This window comes from Kitasatospora sp. NPDC101801 (assembly GCF_044766665.1).
Classification (GTDB): Bacteria; Actinomycetota; Actinomycetes; order Streptomycetales; family Streptomycetaceae; genus Kitasatospora.
Map to the genome: position 1 here is coordinate 107,430 of NZ_JBIWML010000002.1, position 16,771 is coordinate 124,200.

At 73.3% G+C, this 16,771-nt stretch carries 19 protein-coding genes; 11 read left to right on the top strand and 8 right to left on the bottom strand.

The genetic code is table 11. The annotated features are described in order from the left end of the window. Nucleotides 1-140 precede the first annotated feature (140 nt). Complete coding sequence (locus ACIRPK_RS04740; RefSeq protein ID WP_403033015.1) at nucleotides 141-1,436, bottom strand: MFS transporter; 1,296 nt, start codon at nucleotides 1,434-1,436, stop codon at nucleotides 141-143. Between the two features lie 122 nt (nucleotides 1,437-1,558). Between ACIRPK_RS04740 and ACIRPK_RS04745 the strand changes: the two genes are divergently transcribed. Next, the gene (locus tag ACIRPK_RS04745; RefSeq protein WP_403033018.1) at nucleotides 1,559-2,119 is read left to right on the top strand and encodes a MarR family winged helix-turn-helix transcriptional regulator; all 561 of its coding nucleotides are present in this window, start codon (nucleotides 1,559-1,561) and stop codon (nucleotides 2,117-2,119) included. 124 nt (nucleotides 2,120-2,243) lie between these two features. Here ACIRPK_RS04745 and ACIRPK_RS04750 read toward each other — a convergent pair whose 3' ends face one another. Both ACIRPK_RS04750 and ACIRPK_RS04755 read right to left on the bottom strand, forming a co-directional pair. Continuing rightward, nucleotides 2,244-4,043: a glycosyl hydrolase family 18 protein gene (locus ACIRPK_RS04750; protein ID WP_403033021.1), complete on the bottom strand. Its 1,800-nt coding sequence runs from the start codon at nucleotides 4,041-4,043 to the stop codon at nucleotides 2,244-2,246. Between the two features lie 324 nt (nucleotides 4,044-4,367). Further along, nucleotides 4,368-4,859 (bottom strand): hypothetical protein, encoded by a 492-nt coding sequence (locus ACIRPK_RS04755; protein ID WP_403033023.1) that lies wholly within the window; start codon nucleotides 4,857-4,859, stop codon nucleotides 4,368-4,370. 95 nt (nucleotides 4,860-4,954) lie between these two features. Between ACIRPK_RS04755 and ACIRPK_RS04760 the strand changes: the two genes are divergently transcribed. From ACIRPK_RS04760 to ACIRPK_RS04775, 4 genes are all read left to right on the top strand, one after another. Further along, nucleotides 4,955-5,347, top strand: coding sequence for a BlaI/MecI/CopY family transcriptional regulator (locus ACIRPK_RS04760; RefSeq protein ID WP_403033026.1), 393 nt, complete (start codon nucleotides 4,955-4,957; stop codon nucleotides 5,345-5,347). Then, nucleotides 5,344-6,219, top strand: coding sequence for a M56 family metallopeptidase (locus ACIRPK_RS04765; protein WP_403033028.1), 876 nt, complete (start codon nucleotides 5,344-5,346; stop codon nucleotides 6,217-6,219). The genes ACIRPK_RS04760 and ACIRPK_RS04765 overlap by 4 nt, the downstream gene beginning before the upstream one ends. A gap of 89 nt (nucleotides 6,220-6,308) precedes the next feature. Beyond that, complete coding sequence (locus tag ACIRPK_RS04770) at nucleotides 6,309-6,800, top strand: hypothetical protein (RefSeq protein ID WP_403033031.1); 492 nt, start codon at nucleotides 6,309-6,311, stop codon at nucleotides 6,798-6,800. 87 nt (nucleotides 6,801-6,887) lie between these two features. Beyond that, nucleotides 6,888-7,889, top strand: coding sequence for an NlpC/P60 family protein (locus ACIRPK_RS04775; RefSeq protein WP_403033034.1), 1,002 nt, complete (start codon nucleotides 6,888-6,890; stop codon nucleotides 7,887-7,889). An 8-nt stretch (nucleotides 7,890-7,897) separates the two neighbouring features. Here ACIRPK_RS04775 and ACIRPK_RS04780 read toward each other — a convergent pair whose 3' ends face one another. After that, the gene (locus ACIRPK_RS04780) at nucleotides 7,898-8,455 is read right to left on the bottom strand and encodes a DoxX family protein (RefSeq protein ID WP_403033037.1); all 558 of its coding nucleotides are present in this window, start codon (nucleotides 8,453-8,455) and stop codon (nucleotides 7,898-7,900) included. Between the two features lie 98 nt (nucleotides 8,456-8,553). Here ACIRPK_RS04780 and ACIRPK_RS04785 point away from each other — a divergent pair, with 98 nt between their 5' ends. Next, nucleotides 8,554-8,847 carry a barstar family protein gene (locus ACIRPK_RS04785; RefSeq protein WP_403033040.1) on the top strand — a complete coding sequence of 98 codons (294 nt, stop codon included), beginning with the start codon at nucleotides 8,554-8,556 and terminating at the stop codon, nucleotides 8,845-8,847. Here the strand turns inward: ACIRPK_RS04785 and ACIRPK_RS04790 are convergent. From ACIRPK_RS04790 to ACIRPK_RS04800, 3 genes are read right to left on the bottom strand one after another with little or no spacing between them, the layout of a single operon-like run. Further along, complete coding sequence (locus tag ACIRPK_RS04790; protein WP_403033043.1) at nucleotides 8,834-9,478, bottom strand: bifunctional 4-hydroxy-2-oxoglutarate aldolase/2-dehydro-3-deoxy-phosphogluconate aldolase; 645 nt, start codon at nucleotides 9,476-9,478, stop codon at nucleotides 8,834-8,836. The genes ACIRPK_RS04785 and ACIRPK_RS04790 overlap by 14 nt on opposite strands. Further along, nucleotides 9,475-11,073 (bottom strand): amidohydrolase family protein, encoded by a 1,599-nt coding sequence (locus tag ACIRPK_RS04795; protein WP_403033046.1) that lies wholly within the window; start codon nucleotides 11,071-11,073, stop codon nucleotides 9,475-9,477. Before ACIRPK_RS04795 ends, ACIRPK_RS04790 begins: the two co-directional genes overlap by 4 nt. Next, nucleotides 11,073-12,332, bottom strand: coding sequence for an alanine racemase (locus ACIRPK_RS04800; protein WP_403033049.1), 1,260 nt, complete (start codon nucleotides 12,330-12,332; stop codon nucleotides 11,073-11,075). Before ACIRPK_RS04800 ends, ACIRPK_RS04795 begins: the two co-directional genes overlap by 1 nt. A 115-nt stretch (nucleotides 12,333-12,447) precedes the next feature. On the opposite strand from ACIRPK_RS04800, the gene ACIRPK_RS04805 reads away from it, so the two are divergent. The 4 genes from ACIRPK_RS04805 to ACIRPK_RS04820 all read left to right on the top strand — a co-directional run bounded on the left by ACIRPK_RS04805 (nucleotide 12,448) and on the right by ACIRPK_RS04820 (nucleotide 15,327). Continuing rightward, nucleotides 12,448-13,467: a sugar kinase gene (locus tag ACIRPK_RS04805; RefSeq protein ID WP_403033052.1), complete on the top strand. Its 1,020-nt coding sequence runs from the start codon at nucleotides 12,448-12,450 to the stop codon at nucleotides 13,465-13,467. Next, the gene (locus ACIRPK_RS04810; protein WP_403033055.1) at nucleotides 13,464-14,234 is read left to right on the top strand and encodes an IclR family transcriptional regulator; all 771 of its coding nucleotides are present in this window, start codon (nucleotides 13,464-13,466) and stop codon (nucleotides 14,232-14,234) included. The genes ACIRPK_RS04805 and ACIRPK_RS04810 overlap by 4 nt, the downstream gene beginning before the upstream one ends. After that, nucleotides 14,231-14,629 carry a RidA family protein gene (locus ACIRPK_RS04815; protein ID WP_403033057.1) on the top strand — a complete coding sequence of 133 codons (399 nt, stop codon included), beginning with the start codon at nucleotides 14,231-14,233 and terminating at the stop codon, nucleotides 14,627-14,629. Before ACIRPK_RS04810 ends, ACIRPK_RS04815 begins: the two co-directional genes overlap by 4 nt. 62 nt (nucleotides 14,630-14,691) lie before the next feature. Further along, the gene (locus tag ACIRPK_RS04820) at nucleotides 14,692-15,327 is read left to right on the top strand and encodes a MarC family protein (protein WP_403033060.1); all 636 of its coding nucleotides are present in this window, start codon (nucleotides 14,692-14,694) and stop codon (nucleotides 15,325-15,327) included. Nucleotides 15,328-15,334: 7 nt separating this feature from the next. Here ACIRPK_RS04820 and ACIRPK_RS04825 read toward each other — a convergent pair whose 3' ends face one another. After that, entirely contained in the window at nucleotides 15,335-15,769 is a 435-nt protein-coding gene (locus ACIRPK_RS04825; RefSeq protein WP_403033063.1) for an Lrp/AsnC family transcriptional regulator, read from the bottom strand. A 157-nt stretch (nucleotides 15,770-15,926) separates the two neighbouring features. Between ACIRPK_RS04825 and ACIRPK_RS04830 the strand changes: the two genes are divergently transcribed. Then, nucleotides 15,927-16,760: a tryptophan 2,3-dioxygenase gene (locus ACIRPK_RS04830; protein WP_403033066.1), complete on the top strand. Its 834-nt coding sequence runs from the start codon at nucleotides 15,927-15,929 to the stop codon at nucleotides 16,758-16,760. Nucleotides 16,761-16,771 lie beyond the last annotated feature (11 nt).

A 16,771-nucleotide genomic window follows, 5' to 3' on the forward strand; every position in this document is an offset into this window, starting at 1 on the left:
GTCGGTGGGTCTGCTGGTGGGGTGGCTGGGGGGCAGCCGTGGTGCCCGCCGTTCCCCGGGCCGGGGGGGGGGGGGGGGGTTTTTGGGGGGCGCCCCCCCCCCCCCCCCCCGCGGGGGGGGGGGCGGCGGCCGGGGACGGGTCAGGCCGCGGTCTCCAGCGCCCGGACCGGCACGGCCACCGGGACGGCCGGGCCCGCGTTGTCCTGAGCCGGCGTCAGGTGGCGGCGCAGGCGCACCGCCAGGACCACGATCAGCAGCGTGCAGGCCGCCATCGCGGCCAGGTAGACCGGCCAGGTGCCGGAGCCGACCAGCAGCACGCCGACGGCCGGGCCGACCGCGATCGCGATCTGCTTCACCAGCGCGTAGCCGGAGTTGTACGTCCCGAGCAGCCGGGCCGGGGCCAGGTCGGCGACGATCGGGCCCAGGGTCGGCGCGAGCAGCGACTCGCCGACGCCGAACAGGGCGTAGACGGCCACGATCGCGACGGTGGCGACCAGCGCCTCGGACCGGACCAGACCAGCCACCAGGGCCATCGTCCAGGCGCCCAGCCAGACCAGGCCGGCGGCGGCCATCGCGGTGGTGCGGCGACGGCGCTCGGTGAGCTTCACCATGAACATCTGCAGCACCACGATGGTCAGCGCGTTGGCGCCGATGGCCAGGCCCAGGGTGGACGGCGCGGTACCGACCGTGTCGGTGGCGAAGGCCGCGACACCCGACTCGAACTGGCCGTAGCAGGTGAAGAAGATCAGCCCGGCGAGCAGGCAGAGCCGCAGCATCGCCTTGTCGGCCACCAGCGCGCGCAGCCCGGTCGGGCCGGTCGCGGCCACCAGCACGGGGGCGGCGGCCGGGATCCGGGCGGTGCCGGTGACCAGGGCCAGGCCGAGGAAGGTGAGCGCCTCGATGGTGAACAGCCGGGTCAGGCTGGCCGGGTCCGCGACGTCCACGATCTGGCCGCCGACCAGCGCGCCGATGCCCATCCCCAGGTTGACCAGGGTGAACTGGAGCGCGAACGCCCGCGAGCGGGTGGCCTTGGTCGAGCAGCGCACGATCATCGTGGCCAGGGCCGGCTGACAGGTGGTCACCCCGGCGCCGAACAGGAAGGAGGAGACCAGCAGGGCCGGCGTGCCGGTGGCGTGCCCGAACGCGAAGGCGCCGGTGGCGGCCAGTGCGGCGCCGATCAGCAGCACCGGGCGCGGCCCGTACCGGTCGATGCCCCGACCGGTGAACGGCAGCACGGCGAGCGCGGCCAGCGCGAAGACGGTGAAGACCATCCCGGCGGCCAGCGAGCCCAGGCCGCGCACCTGGTCCACGTAGACGAACATGTACGGCATCGTGAAGCCGCTGCCGAACGCGCTGAGCGCGTTCCCGATCTGGACCCGGCGCAGCGGGCCTCCCGCCCCGAGACGCCTGCCCTGCTGCTTCACCGTGCCGGCCACCGTGCACACCCTTTCACTGGATACTTTTAAGCTCAGAAGATTTCAGAGCTAAACTCTAAGGATCGGAAGCCTTCGCTGTCAAAGCCTTAACTCCTGCATCGGCCCGTGGGAGAATGGGGAGCATGAGCACTCCCAGACCCGCGTCACCGAACCCGGGCGAACTGGCCATCGCCGAGCAGGTGGCCGTCTACCAGCGGGAATTCCCCCTGGTCGACCCCCAGGTGGAGACCATCGTGTCGACCCTCGGCCGGGTCGCCCGGCGGATGAACGTCGCCTATGGGCGTCAGCTCACCGTGCTGGGAATCACATCCGCCGAGTGGGAGGTGCTCAAGGCCCTGGTGGTCGCGGGCAGCCCCTACCAGCTGGGCCCGGGCGAGCTGGCCAAGCGGCTCGGCCTGACGCCGGCCGCGATGACCCACCGGATCGACCGGATGGTGGCGGAGGACCTGGTCACCCGGGAGCGGGACGAGGCCAACCGGGTCCGGGTGATCATCGAGCTGACCGCGAACGGCCGGTCCAAGTGGCTGGAGTCAATGCGGATGGCCGCGGTCTTCGAGGAGGAGTTGCTCCAGGACATCACCACCGCCGAGCGCCCGGCCCTCTCCGAGATGCTCGGCCGGATGCTCCGCCGGATCGAGGAGACCCAGCCGGACGCCCTCGGCCGCACCGACGACCTGGCCTGACGGCCCGGCAGCCACCGGGGCTTCGGGTTCCGGACGTGACTCCGCCCCGCCGGTCACAGCCCGGCGGGGCGGAGTGGATCAGGGCCCAGCGGCCCTGGTCAGGGGTGGTGCGGTGGAGCAGGTGTCAGCAGGCACCCGCGTCGGCCCAGACGCCCCACTGACCGGTGGTCGAGGGGTCCTCGTTGGTGGTCCACCACTTGTTGGTGTAGACCCGGCCCTTCCAGGAGACCTTGGTGCCGGTGGCCGCGTAGACGGTGGCGGCGTTCCAGCTCGGCACGGCACAGCCGGTGGCCGTGGCGGACGGGCTGACCGAGACGCTCGGGCTGGCCGAGGCCGACGGAGAGGCCGAGGCGGACGGCGAGGCCGAGGCGGACGGGCTGGCCGACTGGCTCGGCGACGGGGAGTTGGTCGGCGCGGCCGGGCAGTTGGCGGCGGAGCCGTTGGTGGCCGTGACCATCTTGTCGAACAGCGTGGTCTTGGTGCCCAGGTCGTAGAGCGAGAAGGCGAACGAGCCGCCCAGACCGTTGCAGTGCGCGTAGTCGACCTTGGCCTGGATCGAGCGGGCGTCCTCGCCGGTCCAGAAGGTGGAGCCGTCGTAGAAGTACGTGGTCTTCGCGGTGTCGTCCCAGAAGGTCTTGGCCGGGTTGTCGACGAAGCCCGCGAGCTCCTTGTACATCTGGATGCCGGGCACGTTGCCGGACATCGCGGCACCGGCGGCGGGGCCGGTCGCGCTCTGGAACAGGCCGTTCACACCGTTGTTGGGAACACCGGTCCACCCGCGGTAGTAGAACGGGATGCCCATGTTGATCTTCTTGGCCGGGAACCCGCCCGGGATGCCGTACTCGGCGTCACCCACGGTCCAGGCCTTGACGGCGGCGTCGATCGAGTACTTGCCGGTGCCCGGCTTGACCGGGGTCATCGGGTCGTTCGGGCCGGAGTACAGCGGAGCCTGGTGGTTGGTCGGGCCCTTGGCGTCCCAGGCGCCGTGCATGTCGTAGGTCATCACGTCGAGGAAGGTCAGGTACTGGCCGACCTTGTCGGTCTCGATGTTCTTGATCTTGTCCTGGCCGGCACCGACCGCGGCCGCGAGGCCGTAGGTCTTGTTGTCGGTGACACCCTGGGCGTCCAGCTGGGTGCGGAACTCCTTGAGCAGCAGCGTGAAGTTCTGCTTGTCGTTCACGCTCTCGTGGTTGCCCGCGTGGCCGCCGCCGCCCGGGTACTCCCAGTCGATGTCGATGCCGTCGAAGATGCCCGCGGCCGAACCGGTGCCACCGTAACCGGCGTCCACCGGCAGGTTGCCCTTGATGAACATGTCGATGCAGGAGGAGACCAGCTTCTTCCGCGAGGCGTCCGTGGCGGCCGCGTCGGAGAAGTACTTGGAGTAGGTCCAGCCACCGATCGACAGCAGCACCTTGAGGTTGGGGTTCTTCGCCTTCAGCTTCTTCAGCTGGTTGAAGTTGCCCGCGATCGGCTGGCCCCAGACGTCCGCGACACCGTCGACCGAGGTGTTCGCGTCGAAGGTCTTCTGGTAGTCGGCGAACGCGTCGCCCGCACCGTCACCCGCACTGGTGTTGCTCTCGTCCTGGGACGCGGCCTTGGTGGCCTCGAAACAGGAGAGGTTGGTCGGGTGGATGTTGGCGAACGAGTAGATCATGTAGTCCAGGTTCTTGGCGACGCCGGTGTCCTGGATGGTCTTCGGGTAGTACGCGTTGCCGTAGATCGACCACTGGTCGAAGTAGGCGACCTTGATGCCACCGCTGGTCGCCGGGGCGCCCGTGGTGTTGCCGGCGGCGGCCGACGCCGTGGTGCCGGCGCTCAGCGCGAGGGCGGAGCCCAGCAGCAGCGAGGCCGCCGTGCCCGCCGCGAGCGCGGCCAGGCCCTTCGGACGCCGACGGTGCGTCGGCTCCAGGGAAACTCGAGTCATGTCGTGACCCTCCAGGTCGTGGGGGAACTGCCGGGCCACTTGGACGGACGCACGGGGTGGGGCCGCACAACCGGAGGGCACGCCAGTGGAGGTCGAGCAGCGGGGAGGCCGGACCGGCACCGGAGGTCTGGACCACCGATGCCGGCCGGGGGCTCCCTGCACCTGGCCATAAAAATGGACTAGACCAACTCCCCCGTCAAGACCCGGTATTGGACCTTGAGCTCCCGTTAAGGTTCGGCTCACCCCTGACCAGCAGAAAGCCGGTCCCGCACGCAGCGGGACCGGCCGAAACCTCTGATCACATCTCGTCAACTTCAGGTCAGGTCAGTACCGCAGCGCGCTGCCCACCTTGGCCGTGACCGTGCCGTCCAGCTTGCGGTTGCTCTTCGCGGTCGCCTGGGCCGTCCCGCCCGCCGCCACCTCGGGGACGGTGACCACGGCCGCGTCCAGGAGATTGCCCGAGCCGTCCTCGAAGCTGACCTGGATCGTGTACCGGTACGGCTGCGAGGTCCTGTTGGTGACCGTGAGCGGGACGTCGGACTTGCCGTCCGCGTCGGTCACCAGGGTGCCGAGGGCGACGTCGCCGTTGGCGTCAAGACCGCCCTTCACGCTCGCCAGCGCGGACGAGGCCGCCGCCCCCGCCGAAGCGGCGGCCGAGGAGGCCGAGGAGGCGAAGCCGTTCGCCGCACTGCTCGCCGCCGAGGCCAGCGCGGAGGCCCCCGACTGGACCGCCGAGGAGGCCGAGCCACCGTCCGAGGAGCATCCGGTCAGCACCAGTCCACCCGCCACCACCGCACCCACGACCAACCGACGCATCAGCGACCTCCACTCGTCCGGACCTGTCCCCACCCTTCGGGGGCGGTATCCCCGGGGCCACCAGAACGCGGCATCCGGGTGACTACGATGGCCGCATGGTGGTACGCAGCCTCGGCGAACTCGAAGCCGAAATCATGGACCGGCTCTGGAGCTGGGGCCGCCCGGCCACCGTCCGGGAGGTGGTCGACGACCTCAACGCCAAGCGGCCGGTCGCCTACACCACCGTGATGACGGTGGCCGGAATCCTGCACACCAAGGGCCTGCTGAACCGTCACAAGGCGGGCCGCGCCTGGGTCTACGAACCGGCCCGCAGCCGCGACTCCTACACCGCCACCCTGATGCAGGAGGCGCTCGGCTCGACCTCCGACACCCCGGCCGCGCTGGCCCACTTCGTCGAGCAGATCAGCACCGACGAGGTCGCCGCGCTGCGCCGGGCGCTGGCCGCCCTGGACGCGGCGGAGCACGACGACCGGACCGGCGAGCGGTGAGCGCCGCCGTCCTGCTCGGGCTCTGGGCGGTGCTGACCGCCGTCGCGCTGCCGCCGCTGCTGGCCGGCGCGCGCTGGACCAGGCGGGCGCCGGTGCTCGGCGTGGTCACCTGGCTCGCGCTCGGGCTGTCCGCCGTCAGCTCGGTCGCGCTCACCGTCCGTCAGATGATCGACCCGGCCCCGCACCACCACGCGGGCCTGCTGCACCTGTGCGGGCTCTCCCCCGAGGCGGTCTCCGGCACCGCCCCGGCGGCGGCCGCCCTGGTGCTGCTCTACCCGGCCGCCCGGCTGCTGCACAGCCTGGGCACCGCCCACCGGGGGCGCCGCCGGCACCGCGCCCTGCTCGACCTGGCCGCACACCGCGGCCGGGTGCCCGGCGCCCTGCTGCTGGACCACCCGACGCCCACCATCTACTGTCTGCCGGGTCGGCACGCCCGGATCGTGGTCAGCCGGGGCGCGCTGGCCGCGCTCACCCCGCCCCAGCTGGCCGCCGCCCTGGCGCACGAGCGGGCCCACCTGACCGGCCGTCACCACCTGGCCGCCTGCGTCGCCGAGGCGGTGGCAGGCACCTTCGGCCGGCTGCCGCTCGGGCGGCTGGTCTCCGCCGAGGTCCGCACCCTGCTGGAGATGGCCGCCGACGACCGGGCACTGCGCAGCCACACCCCCCGGGCGCTGGCCACCGCGATGGGCGTGGTGGCCGCCGGCCTGGCGCCCGCCACCGCCCTCACCGCCGGCCACCAGGCGCTGGCCAGGATCGAGCGGCTGGCGCAGCACCGCCCGGCCCCCCGCCCGCTGCTGGCGCTCACCGCCGCCGCCCCGGCCGGGCTGGCCGGGCTGCCGCTGCTGCTGGTCTGCCTGCCGCACCTGACCTGACGTGACCTGAGCAGGTGTCACCGGCCCCGTGCCCGGGCAGGTCTCCCTCCGTGGGCCGGCTTCGGCCCGGGCTTCGGGGGGAGTGGGGCATGGCGTTCGTCATGTCGGCGCTGTTGGTCCTGGCGGCGGTCGCCGTCTGGGTCGGCAACCGGCTGCACAGCTACCCGGGCGGCTGGGCCTGCGCCTTCGGCCGGGCGTACGCCGCCGAGCGGGCCGGGCTGGCGGCCGGCCGCCGCCGGGTCCGCGAGGTGGAGCACGACCGGGCCCGGGAGCGGTCCGCCGCCGAGCGGGAGATCCGCGCCACCGAGGCCGAGTACCGCCGCCGGATCACCGAGTTGCAGGACCGGGTGGCCGAGCTCGCCGAGGACGACTGCCTGCTGCACCGGGACGACCGGGCCGACCGGGCCCGCCGCGCGCTGGCACTGGCCCGGTCCGACACCATCCCGCAGCAGACCGCCCGGGCCGACCGGGATCTGCTGCTGGCGCAGCAGCGCGAGGACCGGACCCTGCGCGAGGCCCGCGCCGAGCTGACCGCCGCCCACCTCCGCTGGCAGCGCAGCACCGGGCACCGCCCCGGCTGACGGTCCCGCAGGGCTCGGCACTTGCCCTGACGCCGATCCTCGTACTAATTTCCTTAGGAGATTAGTCGTCCAGCTCGGGAGCACGCCTTGGCCGCCCGCCGTCTGACCGCCCTGACCCTCACCGCCGGGGCCGCACTGCTGCTCGCCTCGACCCCCGCGGTGGCGGAGCCGAAGCCCTCGCTGGAGCAGGTCCAGCGCCAGGTGGACGACCTGTACGAGGAGGCCGAGGCCGACACCGAGCTGTACAACGGGCTGACCGAGAAGCAGGAGCAGCTCCAGGCCACGGCCGGCACCCTGCAGCAGCAGGTGGCCACCCGGCAGGACCAGCTCAACCGGCTGCGCGAGACGCTCGGCGCGGTGGCCGCGGAGCAGTACCGCTCCGCCGGGGTCGACCCCACCCTGCGGCTGATGCTGACCGCCGACGCCACCGAGTACCTGGACGGCGCCGGTCTGCAGGACGCGGCCGCCGCCACCCAGGCGGACATCCTGCGCCTGCTGACGACCCAGCAGAAACGGTTCGACCAGCTGCGGGACGAGACCGCCGGCCGGCTGGCCGAGCTCGACCAGGCCCGCCGGGCGGCCGCCGCCAAGAAACAGGAGGTGCAAGCCAAGCTGGCCCTGGTGCAGACCGTCCTGAACGGCCTCAAGGCCGAGGACCGCGCCAAGGTGGTCGCCGGGACCGCCGGGGGCGCCGCCGCCTCCCGGAGCGTCACCGCCCGGCTGCCGTACAGCGACCCCGCCACCGGCCGGGTCAAGGACATCCTGACCTTCGCCCACGCCCAGCTCGGCAAGCCGTACGTCTACGGCGCGGCCGGCCCGAACTCCTTCGACTGCTCCGGCCTCACCCTGCGCGCCTTCGCGGCCGGCGGCATCTCGCTGCCGCGGACCTCACAGGCCCAGTACGCGGCGGGCCGGAAGATCGCCCGGGACCAGCTCCAGCCCGGCGACCTGGTGTTCTACTACGACGACCTGCACCACGTCGGGATCTACCTGGGCAACGGCCAACTGCTGCACGCCCCGCGCACCGGCAAGACGGTCGAGATCGTGCCGTACGACGTGATGCCCTTCGCCGGTGCGATGCGCTACTGAGCACCGGGTCAGGACAGGCCGGAGACGCCCGCCTCCTCGTCGGCGGCCCGGGCCTCCCGGCGGCGGACCACGTCCTGACGGCGGGTCACCACGGCCGCCGCGCCGAGCGCGCTCGCGACGAAGGCGAGCAGGCCCAGGCCGGCGCCGTCGAAGCGGTGGCCGACCAGGTGGTCGAGCGAGTAGCGGCCGGCCCCGGCCACGCCGAGGGCCAGGCCGCAGGTGCCGAGCACGGCGGGGTACTCGTAGCCGCCGGCGGTGGCGAAGAAGCCGCCCGGGGCGTGCACCGCGATCGCACCGGCCATGGTGCCCGCCACGATCGCGCCGGCCGCCGGGGTGGCCAGGCCGACCAGCAGCATCGCCCCGCCGCCGGTCTCGCCCAGGCCGGAGGCGATCGCGCTCTGCCGGCCCGGTTCGAAGCCCATGTGCTCCATCGCCTGGGCCGTGCCCTCCAGGCCACCGCCGCCGAACCAGCCGAACAACTTCTGCGAGCCGTGCGCCACCAGGACGCCGCCGACCGCCGCGCGCAGCGCGAGCAGCCCTAGGTCCTTACGGTTCGGACAGGTCATGATGGGCCTCAGCTCTCGGGAGGAAGACCGGCCTCCTCATCCCACCCCAGACCCGGCGGGCCTTCGACCCGGGGCCGCCATCCGAGCGAAGGACCCCGATGCCGACCACCTACCACCTGCGTGGTGCCGCGATCACCGACGAGCCGTCGTTCTACGCCGCGCTGGCCACCGCGCTGGCCGCCCCGGACGGCTACTACGGCCGCAACCTGGACGCGCTGGCCGACTGCCTGCGCGGCGGCTACGGCCCCGAGGCGCCGTTCGGCCTGGTCTGGCACGACGCCGCGCGGGCCCGGGCGGCGCTCACCCGGCGCCTGCCCGGGAGCGAGCAGCGGTACTTCGACGCGATCCTGGACGTGCTCCGGGCCGGCGGCGTGACGGTCACCCTGCGATAGCGGCCACGAACTCCCTGGCCCGCAGCTCGACCCCGCTCCAGCCGCCGGCCGCGACCACCGCCGGGGCCACCACCTCGCTGCCCGCGCAGACCGCCAGCGCGCCCGCCGCCAAGAAGTCGGCGGCGTTGCCCGCGTTGACGCCACCGGAGGCGACCAGCGAGACGTCGGGGTAGGGGCCGCGCAGGTCGCGGAAGTAGCCGGCGCCGAAGGCCCGGGCCGGGAAGATCTTCACGGCCGCCGCCCCGAGGTCCACGGCGGTGGCCACCTCACTGGGCGTCAGGGCACCCATCACCACCGGCACCCCGCCCGCCGCATCAGCCAGGCCAGCCCGGACGCCGGGGGTGACCAGGTACTGCGCGCCCGCCGCGACGCCGCGTCTGGCCTGCTCGGCGGTCAGCACGGTGCCGACACCGACCCGGCAGCCGAGCCCGTCCGCCACCTCGGCGGCCCTCCGCAGGTGCAGCTCCACGCCCGGGGTGGTGTAGGTGAACTCGATCCACCGGATGCCGCCCGCCACCAACGCCGCGCACAGCTCCGCCGCATCGGGGATGAACGGGGTGCGGACCACCGCGATCACCCGGTCCCGTGCCAGCCCGTCCAGCCCGTCCGAACCGTTCGGCCCGCTGCTCATCTGACTCCTCCGTCTGCCTGCCGCCGCAGTGCCCGTCCCGGGCGTGCGCCGGTCGCCTTGCCGTCCTCGATCACGCCGACCCCGCCGACCCAGACCCAGGGAATGCCCTCGGCCTGCTGCCTGGGCCGCTCGAAGGTGGCGGTGTCGCGCACCGTCGCCGGGTCGAACAGCACCAGGTCGGCCACGTAGCCGTCCCGGATCAGTCCGCGCCGGGCCAGGCCGAGCCGCCGGGCCGGGCGGCCGGTCATCCTGGCCACCGCCTGCTCCAGCGTCAGCACCCCCAACTCCCGGGCGTAGTGGCCCAGGTAGCGCGGGAAGGTGCCCCAGGCCCGGGGGTGCGGGCGGGCGCCGACCAGCAGGCCGTCGCTGCCCACGCAGTGCGCGGGGTGCCGCATGATCTCCCGGACGTTCTGCTCGTGGCCGACGTGCTGGAGGATGCCGGTGGCCAGCTCGTCGCGGACCAACAGCTCCAGGAAGGCGGCGGTGCCGGTGCTCCCCCAGCGGTCGGCGACCTGCTGCACCGTCAGACCCACCGTGTCGGCCAGGTCGGGGTTGCGCACCCCGGAGATCTGGACGGTCCGCCAGTCGGTGACCACGCCGTGGCAGCCGTCGCTGCCGGTCTCCTCCACCGCGACCCGGATCGCCTCCCGGGCGGGCGGCTCCAACAGCCGGGTCAGCGTGGCGGCCGGGCCGCCCTCGGTGGCCCAGGACGGCAGCAGGGCGGCCAGCGTGGTGGAGCCCGGCAGGTAGGGGTAGCTGTCCAGGGTGACGTCCACGCCCTGGCCGAGCGCGGCGTCGACCAGCGCCAGGAACTCGCCGGCCCGGCCCTGGTTCACCCCGAAGTTCATGGTGGCGTGGGTGAGATGGAGCGCGCAGCCGGTCCGCCGGGACAGCTCGATCACTTCGGCGTACGCCTCCAGCGCGCCCGCCCCGTACGAGCGGGTGTGCGGGCAGTGGTAGCCGCCCCGGGCCGCCAGCACCTCGCAGAGCGCGGCCAGTTCGGCGGTGTCGGCGTACAGGCCGGGGGTGTAGGTCAGTCCGCTGGACATCCCGACCGCGCCCTCGGCCAGGCCCTGGTCGAGCAACTCCCGCATCCGGTCGAGCTGTTGTGCGGTGGCCGGGCGGTCGTCCCAGCCGACCACCAGGGCCCGCAGGGTGCCGTGCGGGACCAGGTAGCAGGCGTTGGCGGCGAGCTGGGAGCGGTCCAGCCGGTCCAGGTACTCGCCGACGCTGCGCCAGTCCCAGTCGAAACCGGCCGGATCGCCGTTCCAGCCGGCGAGTTGGCGGCGCAATGCGGCCAGCGTCCGGTCGTCCACCGGGGCGTAGGAGAGGCCGTCCTGGCCGAGCACCTCGCAGGTGACGCCCTGACTGGTCTTCGCCAGGTGGTCGGGCTCGGTGAGCACCGCCAGGTCGGAGTGGGCGTGCAGGTCGATGAACCCGGGGGCGAGCACCAGCCCGTCGGCGTCGATCACCCGGTCGGCGGTGGCGGCGTCGGAGACGATCACGCCGTCCTCCACCGCGACGTCGGCCCGGCGGCGGCCCGTCCCGGTGCCGTCGATCACCCAGGCGCCCTTGATCAGCAGATCGGCCGCCATCAGAAGTACGTCCGCACCAGGTCGACCACACGCGGGAGTTCGGCGTCCGCGGAGTCGAGCACCGGCAGCAGGGACCACTTGTCGAAGACCGTGCACGGGTGCGAGAGGCCGACCCGGACCACCTCGCCGACCTGGACCTCGGCGTCCCGGAGGAAGGCGTGCTGGTCGTTCAGCGCGGTGATCCGACCGCCCGACGGGCCGCGCCCGCGGACGAGTTGGGGCTCCGGCAGCCCTTCGTCGAAGGACAGGTCGCGCTTGCCGCCGTCCAGCAGGGCGAGCCCGGGCTCCGGCCGGGAGACCACCCGCAGCCAGCCGTGCAGGGCGGACCTGAAGCCCTTGCCGCCGCCCCGGGCCAGCGGCGAGATGCCCCGGTAGAAGCCGTCGTCGTGCGCCAGGTACGCGCCGGAGCGGAGCACCAGCCGCCCCCGGCCGCCGACCACGGCGCCCAGCTCCTCGACCACCGTGTCGAAGTAGGCGCTGCCGCCGGCGGTCACCCAGATCTGCTCGGCGGTCGGGTCGAACCGGTCGTCCAACCGGCGGTACAGGCTGCCCAGTTCGCGCAGGTACCCGGCCACCGCGCCGAGCGAGCCGACGCTCGCGTCATGGGCCAGCGCGCCTTCGTAGCCGCTCACCCCGACCAGCCGCAGTCCGTCGGCGGCGGCCACCGCGCGGCCCACCTCGACCGCCTCGTCCACCGTGCGGCAGCCCGTCCGGCCGCCGGGGGCGCCGAGTTCGACGCAGACGTCCACCGGCGCGGGGGCGCCGCGCAGGGCCTGCGCCATCAGCTCGACCGAGCGCACCGAGTCCACCCAGCAGGAGAACCGGAACTCCGGGTCGGCGGCCAGTTCGGCGGCCAGCCAGCGCAGACCGGCCGGGTCGAGCAGCGCGTTGGCGAGGTGGATCCGGCGCAGGCCGAAGGCCCGGCCGACCCGGACCTGGGGGAGGTTGGCCAGCGTGACGGCGTCCGCCCCGGCGTCCAGCTGACGCTGCCACAGCACCGGGGCCATGGTGGTCTTGCCGTGCGGGGCGAGGCCGACCCCGGCCTCGGCGCAGTACGCCGCCATGGTGGCCAGGTTGTGGTCGAGCGCTCCCGCGTCCAGGGTGACCAGCGGGGTGCCGAGGTCGTCCAGGGTCGGCGATCCGGCCAGCCACTCGGCGGCCGTCAGGCCCCAGGCGGCGGCCGGGACGGCCTTGAACCGCCAGTCCAGCCGCTCGTCGGCCAGCGCCGCCACCCGTCCACGGTCCATCAGCTCCACCACGGCCCACCGTTCCTTCGTTGCGTCATGTGCAACGGTCGTTGCGATATCTGCCGGGCCTGATCTAACATCAGGTCCAGACCACCGGTCAACGCACCCGCCGATCGAGAGGCCCCGAGTGACTCCCCCGCCCGCCGTCTGCCTCGGCGAGTCGATGGCCGTGCTGATTCCCGAGAGCCCGGGACCACTGGAACACGCCGACGGCTTCCGCCGCAGCTTCGGCGGCGCCGAGTCCAACGTCGCCTGCGGGCTGGCCGCGCTCGGGGTGCCCGCCGCCTGGGTGAGCCGGGTCGGCGCCGACGGCTTCGGGCGGCACCTGGTCGAGCGGATCGCGGCGCACGGGGTGGACACCTCCGCCGTGCTCGCCGACCCCGCCCGGCCGACCGGCCTGTACGTCAAGGAGACCGGGTCGGGCCTGGACCACCCGCACGACCTGGGTGCCGGGCGCAGCCGGATGCACTACTACCGGCGCGGTTCGGCCGCCTCCGCGATGGGGCCCGAGCTGCTCGCCGAGCCGGCCGCCGCACCGCTGCTGGGCGCCGCACCGCTGATCCACCTGACCGGCATCACCCCCGCGCTCTCGGACAGCTGCCACCGCCTGGTGCGCACCCTGCTCGGCACCCCCGGACGCACCGTCAGCTTCGACCTGAACTGGCGCCCCGCACTCTGGGCCGGGCGGGACCGGCAGGCGCTGCGCTTCCTGATGAACGCCGCCACCATCGTGCTGCTCGGCGCCGACGAGGCCCGCGAGGTGCTCGGCACCGACGACCCGGCGGGGCTGCGCAAGCTGCTGCCGCGCCCCGGGGTGATCGTGCTCAAGGACGACGCGCACCGCTCCACCTCGATCGCCCAGGACGGCTCGACCGTGGCCGAGCCCGCCCTGCGGGTCGCGGTGGTGGAGCCGACCGGCGCGGGCGACGCGTTCGCCGCGGGCTATCTCGCGGGCACCCTGCGGGAGCTGCCGGAGCGTCAGCGGCTGCGGCTCGGCCACCTGTCCGCCGCCGCCGCGCTCACCGTCCGGGGCGACCTGGGCGTGCTGCCGCCCGCCGCCGTGGTCGACGCCCTGCTGGCCGCCGACGAGGCGGCCTGGGCCGCCACCGAGGTCGGCCCGGACGGTTTCCGGACGGCCTCGGCATGAGCAGCTCCACCGTCGCCCGGGCGATGCGCCTGCTGGCCGAGCTCGGCGAGGGCGAGCGCAGCCTGGAACAGCTGGCGGCCGTGCTGGACGTGCACAAGAGCACCGCGCTGCGCCTGCTCCGCCCGATGGAGGAGGAGCGGATCGTCCAGCGCGACGCCGCCCACCGCTACCGGCTCGGGCCGCAGCTGTTCGCGCTGGCCGGCCAGGCGCTGGAGCAGCGCGGCATCCGCACCGTCGCCGCCCCGCACCTGCGCGAGCTGAACGCGGCCACCGGCCAGACCGTGCACCTGGCCGCGTACGAGGGCGGCGAGGTGGTCTACATCGACAAGTACGACTCCCGGCACCCCGTCAGGATGTACTCCCGGATCGGCCTGCGGGCCGCCCTGCACTGCGCGGCGGTCTCCAAGGTGCTGCTCGCCGACCTGCCGCGGTCCGAGCGCCGGGCGATCGCCGAGGGCCTGGAGTACACCCCGTACACCGCGCACACCCTGACCACCCCGGCCGCGCTGCTGGCCGAGCTGGAGACGGTGGCGGCGCAGGGGTGGGCGCAGGACCACGCCGAGCACGAGTCGTTCATCAACTGCGTGGCCGCCCCGGTCCGGGACGCCACCGGCCGGGTGGTCGCGGCCGCCTCGGTCTCGGTACCGGACGTGCTGCTGCCGTACGACCAGGTCCTGGCGCTGCTGCCGCAGCTCCGGGCCACCACCACCGCGATCTCAGCCGACTGCGGCTGGACCGACCCCACTGCCCCAGGACGGGACGCATGAAGACCGAAGTCCGTACCACCGACGCCCCCGCACCCGCCTGGGTGTTCTCCCAGGGGGTCCGCAAGGGCCCGATCCTCCAGGTCTCCGGCCAGGGGCCGCAGGACCCGGCCACCTCCGAGTACCTCTACCCGGGTGACGTGAAGGCGCAGACCCTGCGCACCCTGGAGAACGTCCGGGCGGTGCTGGAGGCGGGCGGCGCCACCGTCGAGGACGTGGTGAGCTTCCGGGTCTACCTGACCAAGCGGGCGGACTTCGCCCTGATGAACGAGGTCTACGGCGAGTTCATCGACAAGCACGTGGGCAACGGCGTGAAGCCGTGCCGGACCACGATCTTCGTGGAGCTGCCGCACGAGGCGATGCTGGTGGAGATCGACGCCCAGGCCGTGATCGGCTGAACCATCGTCAGCGGGGGCGCGGCGCCGTGATCGCGCGACCCTGCTGACGCATGCTGAGGGGCATGTCCGAAGCCTTCGACCTGAGCAGTGCCTTCATCACCCTGTTCGCGGTGGTGGGGCCGCCCAAGGTGCTGCTGACCTTCGCTCACCTGGCCCGGGACCGGGGGCACCGGGAGCTGGTCCGGCTGACCCTGGTGGCCACCCTGATGGGTGCGGTGATCGGCGTCGCGATGGCCTACTCGGCGGACTTCCTGACCGACCTGTTCCACATCAGCGACTGGTCGCTGCGGCTGGCCGGCGGGGTGATCTTCTTCATCTACGCGGTCGCCCTGGTGCTCGGCATCCACCTGGGCGGCTCCCCCAAGGAGGACGACCACCTGCCCAACCCGCTGGTGGACGGGCTGCGCGAGCTGCTGCTGCCGTACATCGCCAGCCCGCTGGCGATCACCGCCGTGATGGTCGGCTCGCTGCAGAAGGACACCTGGGGCTGGCACACCACGATGGCGCTGGCCTACCTCGCGGTGGTGGCGCTGAACTGCGTCTGCGTCCTGGTGCTCTCCAAGCCGCTGCGGCGCTCGCACCAGACCTCGCTGGAGGTGCTGTCCCGGCTGCTCGGGCTGCTGCTGGCGGCCGTCGGCGTCGAGATGTTCATGTCCGGGCTGGACGAGCTGGTGTCGCTCGGCCTCGGCAACAGCTGATCGGCCGTCAGGGCACCTGCACCGGGCGCCAGGGAACCGGGCTGGAGAGGATCATCGAGCTGGACGGCTGCCCGTACCCGCCGAGCCGGTCGATCAGCTGCTCGAACTCGGCCATCCCGGCCACCGCCACCAGCAGCGCGCAGCAGGCCCCGCCGGTCACCCGGTGCAGCTGGAGCACCTCGGGCCAGCCGGCCACCTCCGGGTCGCGCAGCACGCAGCGCGGGCCGTAGCACTGGATCTGCACCAGCGCGGTGACCTTCAGCCCGGCCCGGTCCGGGTCGACGTGCGCGTGGTAGCCGCTGATCACCCCGTCCGCCTCCAGCCGCCGGACCCGTTCGGCGACCGCCGGGGAGGAGAGTCTGACCCTGCGGGACAGCTCGTTGTAGGAGAGCCTGGCATCAGCCTGCAGTTCGGCCAGCAGCAGTCGGTCCACGGCGTCCATGGCGGTCCTTTTCCGTTCGGCAGGCCAGGACGGAAAAGACCTTCCGCCTGAAAGGCCGACCGGCCGATCCCGCATCCGTCGCCCATTCAATCCGGCGGTCCGCCCGCCGCACAATGGGGGCCGCCCAAAGGCGGGTGGTGTGAGCACAGGAGGAACCATGCCGGGTCAGTCCGAGGTCAGTACGCCCAAACTCAGCTTCGGCCCGTCCGACGAGCCCGAGGTCGGCACGCCCTACGCCAAGTACGTCCGGCTGGACGTGCTGCACAGCCTGCAGCACCCGCGCAGCAAGGTGGACGCCGAGCTGTCGTTCATCATCAGCACCCAGGTGATGGAGCTGCTGTTCGACCTGCTGCGGCACGACTGGACCACCGCCCAGCACGCCCTGCGCGAGGACGACCTGACCTCGGCGCTGGCCGCCCTGCGGCGCGGGCAGCACACCCAGGACGTGCTGGTGAGTTCCTGGGACCTGCTGGCCACCATGACCCCGCTGGAGTTCAACGCCTTCCGGCCGGTGCTCGGCGAGGCCAGCGGTTTCCAGTCCTCGGCCTTCCTCCGGCTGGAGTTCCTGCTCGGCAACAAGAGCGAACGGCTGCTGGCGATGTACCAGGGCGTGCCCGCCGTGCACGCCGAGCTGACCGCCGCGCTGGAGACCCCGAGCCTGTACGACGAGGTGCTGGCGCTGCTCTCCCGGCGCGGGCTGGCGGTCGACGTGACCGGCGGCCCGGCCCGCTACCGGCCGACCGAGCAGGTCGAGGCGGCCTGGCGGCAGGTCTACACCGACCCGGCGCTGGCCGACCTGGCCCGGCTCGGCGAATCGCTGCTGGACACCGCCGAGCGGGTGACCCGCTGGCGCCAGCGGCACTACTCGGCCGTCAAGCGCTCGATGGGCGCCAAGCCCGGCACCGGTGGGTCGAGCGGCCTGAGCTGGCTCAAGGAGTCGGCCGACCAGGACGTCTTCCCCGAGCTGTGGACCGTGAGGAACGCCCTGTGAACGCCACCCCC

What these genes read in the sequence shown, in the direction of transcription:
- ACIRPK_RS04745 (WP_403033018.1), top strand. Translation starts at nt 1,559, where the DNA reads ATGAGCACTCCCAGACCCGCGTCACCGAACCCGGGCGAACTGGCCATC.
- ACIRPK_RS04790 (WP_403033043.1), bottom strand. Translation starts at nt 9,478, where the DNA reads ATGAGCAGCGGGCCGAACGGTTCGGACGGGCTGGACGGGCTGGCACGG.
- ACIRPK_RS04830 (WP_403033066.1), top strand. Translation starts at nt 15,927, where the DNA reads ATGCCGGGTCAGTCCGAGGTCAGTACGCCCAAACTCAGCTTCGGCCCG.
- ACIRPK_RS04810 (WP_403033055.1), top strand. Translation starts at nt 13,464, where the DNA reads ATGAGCAGCTCCACCGTCGCCCGGGCGATGCGCCTGCTGGCCGAGCTC.
- ACIRPK_RS04780 (WP_403033037.1), bottom strand. Translation starts at nt 8,455, where the DNA reads ATGACCTGTCCGAACCGTAAGGACCTAGGGCTGCTCGCGCTGCGCGCG.
- ACIRPK_RS04760 (WP_403033026.1), top strand. Translation starts at nt 4,955, where the DNA reads ATGGTGGTACGCAGCCTCGGCGAACTCGAAGCCGAAATCATGGACCGG.
- ACIRPK_RS04820 (WP_403033060.1), top strand. Translation starts at nt 14,692, where the DNA reads ATGTCCGAAGCCTTCGACCTGAGCAGTGCCTTCATCACCCTGTTCGCG.
- ACIRPK_RS04770 (WP_403033031.1), top strand. Translation starts at nt 6,309, where the DNA reads ATGGCGTTCGTCATGTCGGCGCTGTTGGTCCTGGCGGCGGTCGCCGTC.
- ACIRPK_RS04755 (WP_403033023.1), bottom strand. Translation starts at nt 4,859, where the DNA reads ATGCGTCGGTTGGTCGTGGGTGCGGTGGTGGCGGGTGGACTGGTGCTG.
- ACIRPK_RS04750 (WP_403033021.1), bottom strand. Translation starts at nt 4,043, where the DNA reads ATGACTCGAGTTTCCCTGGAGCCGACGCACCGTCGGCGTCCGAAGGGC.
- ACIRPK_RS04785 (WP_403033040.1), top strand. Translation starts at nt 8,554, where the DNA reads ATGCCGACCACCTACCACCTGCGTGGTGCCGCGATCACCGACGAGCCG.
- ACIRPK_RS04815 (WP_403033057.1), top strand. Translation starts at nt 14,231, where the DNA reads ATGAAGACCGAAGTCCGTACCACCGACGCCCCCGCACCCGCCTGGGTG.
- ACIRPK_RS04825 (WP_403033063.1), bottom strand. Translation starts at nt 15,769, where the DNA reads ATGGACGCCGTGGACCGACTGCTGCTGGCCGAACTGCAGGCTGATGCC.
- ACIRPK_RS04795 (WP_403033046.1), bottom strand. Translation starts at nt 11,073, where the DNA reads ATGGCGGCCGATCTGCTGATCAAGGGCGCCTGGGTGATCGACGGCACC.